At 65.1% G+C, this 3,178-nt stretch carries 2 protein-coding genes; both read left to right on the top strand.

The features are described 5' to 3' along the window. Positions 1-95: 95 nt before the first annotated feature. On the top strand, positions 96-2,513 hold the full coding sequence (locus tag P8X75_14985; GenBank protein ID MEJ1996486.1) for an ATP-binding protein: 2,418 nt from the start codon (positions 96-98) through the stop codon (positions 2,511-2,513). Continuing rightward, a partial coding sequence (locus tag P8X75_14990) for a hypothetical protein (GenBank protein ID MEJ1996487.1) occupies positions 2,510-3,178 on the top strand: 669 nt, incomplete at its 3' end. The genes P8X75_14985 and P8X75_14990, both read left to right, overlap by 4 nt.

Consider the following 3,178-nt stretch of genomic DNA (forward strand, 5'->3'; position numbering starts at 1 on the left):
GCACGCATGTCCGCGAAGGAGCGGGCGCGCATTTAGCCGGTTATGGCGCCTATCCCCTTGAGAGGAGGTGAAACTTGGTTCGGAAGACGGAAACTTTGCTTGCTGAAGCGCTCTGCAGGCGCTGCCGTCCGGAGGACTTTAGCTTCAAGACGACGGCTGAGTTGGAGCCGCTCGAGATACCACTGGGTCAGGAAAGGGCGCTGGAGGCCATTCGCTTCGGCGCGGCCATAAAGCACCCCGGGTACAACATTTTCGTTTACGGACCGGCCGGAGCCGGACGGCACTCGCTTGTCAGCGCTGAGCTGCGGGTGCGCGCCGCCAAGGAATCGCCGCCCCACGACTGGGTCTACCTCCACAACTTTGAGCGCGCCGATGAGCCGAACGCCATGCCGCTTCCCCGCGGGCGAGGACGCGAGCTTAAGTCTGCTCTCGACAAGCTGCTGGAGGAGATTCGCACGACGATTCCCGCCGCCTTCGAGTCTGAGGACTACAACGCCCGAGTCCAGGCGATCAACGAGCAGTTCGAAGAACGCCAAGGGCAAGCCCTGGAAGCCATCCGCAAGGAGGCGAACGAAAAGAGCCTGGCACTGCTGCGCACGCCCATGGGTTTCGCCCTGGCGCCTTTGAAGGGCTCCGAGGTGATCAAGCCGGAGGCCTTCAACAAGCTCCCAGAGGGGGAACGCAAGGCAATAAAGAAGAAGGTTGAGGAGATGCAGCAGAAGCTGCAGGAAGCCCTTCTCGCCTTCCCGAAGTGGGACAAGGAGAGGCGAGAGGCGATCCGCGACGTCAACCGCGAGGTCACGGCCTTCACGATCGGCCTGCCCATCGAGGAGTTGAAACACGCCTTCTCCGACTTGCCGGAGGTGCTGGAACATCTTGAGTTCGTCCGCCTAGACCTCATCGACAACGTGCATGGCCTGCTGGGCGTGGAGGCGCAGATGCGCCAGCAGACCGGCGGCTTCGGCGAGGGGGCGGCCAAGCTGGGCAACGGTTTTGCCCGCTACGCCGTCAACCTGCTGGTGGACAACGCGGAGCAGGAGGAGGCGCCGATCGTCTTCGAGGACCACCCCTCGCTGCCCAACCTGATCGGGCGGGTGGAGTACGTCTCCCAGATGGGCGTCCTCTCCACCGACTTCAGCCTGATCAAGCCCGGCGCGCTACACCGCGCCAACGGCGGATATCTCGCGATTGACGCCCGCAAGCTGCTCACCGAACCCTTCGCCTGGGAGACTTTGAAGCGCCTGCTGACAGCCAAAGAGATCAAGATAGAGACGGTGGGCGAAGCCCTGGGCTTGGTCTCGACCATGTCTCTCAAGCCGGAGCCCATTCCCCTTTCGGTGAAGATCGTGCTGATCGGCGAGCCCATGATCTACTACCTGCTCAGTCAGCTCGATCCGGAGTTCCCAGCCCTGTTCAAGATCGGTGCAGATTTCGATGACCGTCTGTCGCGCGATCAGGCGGAGCCGGATGCCTTCCCGCGCCTGCTCGCCGGAATGATCGCGCGCTTCGAGCTGAAGCCCTTCGACCGAGGCGGCGTCGCTGCCGTGCTGGAGCGGGCTTCGCGACTCGTGGAAGATAGCGAGAAGTTCTCCTTGAACCTCGAGCGGATCGCCGACCTCCTGCGCGAGGCCGATCACATCGCCACGGAAAGTGGCGCGGACAGCGTCGGCGCGGGCGAGGTGCGCGCCGCCCTCGACGCGCAACGCCGCCGGGCCTCAAGGATCAGCGAGCGGATGCAGGAGGCCATTACCCGCGGCATTGTCAGAATCGCAACGGAGGGCAGCGCCGTGGGCCAGGTAAATGGCCTGAGCGTCTATCAGTTGGGAGAGCACGCCTTCGGCAAGCCGACGCGTATCAGCGCGCGGGCTTGGCTGGGAAGCGGCAAGGTCGTGGACATTGAGCGCGAGGTGGAACTGGGCGGACCCCTGCACTCCAAGGGCGTCCTCATTCTCCAGGGCTTTCTCGGCGAGCGCTACGCCATTGGCGCGCCACTCTCCATCTCCGCCAGCCTCGTATTCGAGCAGTCTTATGGCGGTGTCGAGGGAGACAGCGCCTCCTCCGCCGAACTCTACGCCCTCCTCTCCGCGCTGGCGGACAGGGCGCTGAGACAGAGTTTTGCGGTGACCGGCTCGGTCGACCAACATGGCTCGGTCCAGGCGATTGGCGGGGTCAACGAGAAGATCGAGGGTTTTTTCGACCTCTGTGTCGAAAGGGGGCTCAGCGGTGATCAGGGCGTCCTGATCCCGGCCGCGAACATGCCGCACCTGATGCTGAAGGCGGAGGTGGTGGAGGCGGTGCGGGATGGCCGCTTCGCAATCTATCCGGTCACCACCATCGACGAGGGGCTGGAGATTCTCTCAGGCATCCCGGCAGGCGAACGGCCGGGCCCCGGTGAAGCCTTTCCCGAGGGCAGCTTCAACCGGTTGGTGGAGGACCGGCTCGCAAGCTTTGCAAAGGCGCGCAAGTCCTTCGCCGCGAAGGAAGCGCCGGGCGGGAAAGAGGTGGGCCCATGAGCAAGGAGCCGAAGGGTTCGCGCTTGCTTATCGCCGTCGCCGAGGCGGAGGAGGCGACTGCCCGTCTTGAAGTGGCCGCGGCGCTCGCCAAGGGTCTGCGGTTGGAACTCGCCGCTGTGCTTGTCGAGCAGCAGGCTCTTTTGGATCTGCTGGCCTTGCCGATGGCCAAAGAGGTCACGCTTCTGGGCGGCGAGATACGTCCCCTGGAGAGCGCCGCGCTGGCGCAGGCAGCGCGCAGGCGAGAAGCCCGATTGCGCCAGAGGCTAGAAGGAATCGCTTCAGGTGCTGGGCTCTCTTGGTCTCTCATCCATCTGAGGATGGCCGCCGGTTGTGCGGAGCTGGAGCGCCTGCGCGCGGCAGGTGATATCCTGGCGCTTTCGCCCGGCCTCGCGGAATCCGCTCAGGAGGGGCCGCTGCTGATACTGCCCGCCACGGGTCCCGCACCGCTCGGAAAAGGCCCGGTTGCGTGGCTGTCCGAACGCGCCGAGGAAGCGCCCGAAGCGGCGCGGCGGATCGCCGGGGCCTTGGATCGGCCCCTGGTTTGCCTCGCCCCCTCTGAAGCACGCGGCGGGCGCTACGCCGTATCCTCGGCCGCGCCCTGTCTGATGATCACGCTCGACCTTGAGGCGCCCCTGGACCGGCCTAGGGGCCTGCTCTTGCTAGCC

Source organism: Limibacillus sp. (genome assembly GCA_037379885.1).
Lineage (GTDB): Bacteria > Pseudomonadota > Alphaproteobacteria > Kiloniellales > CECT-8803 > JARRJC01.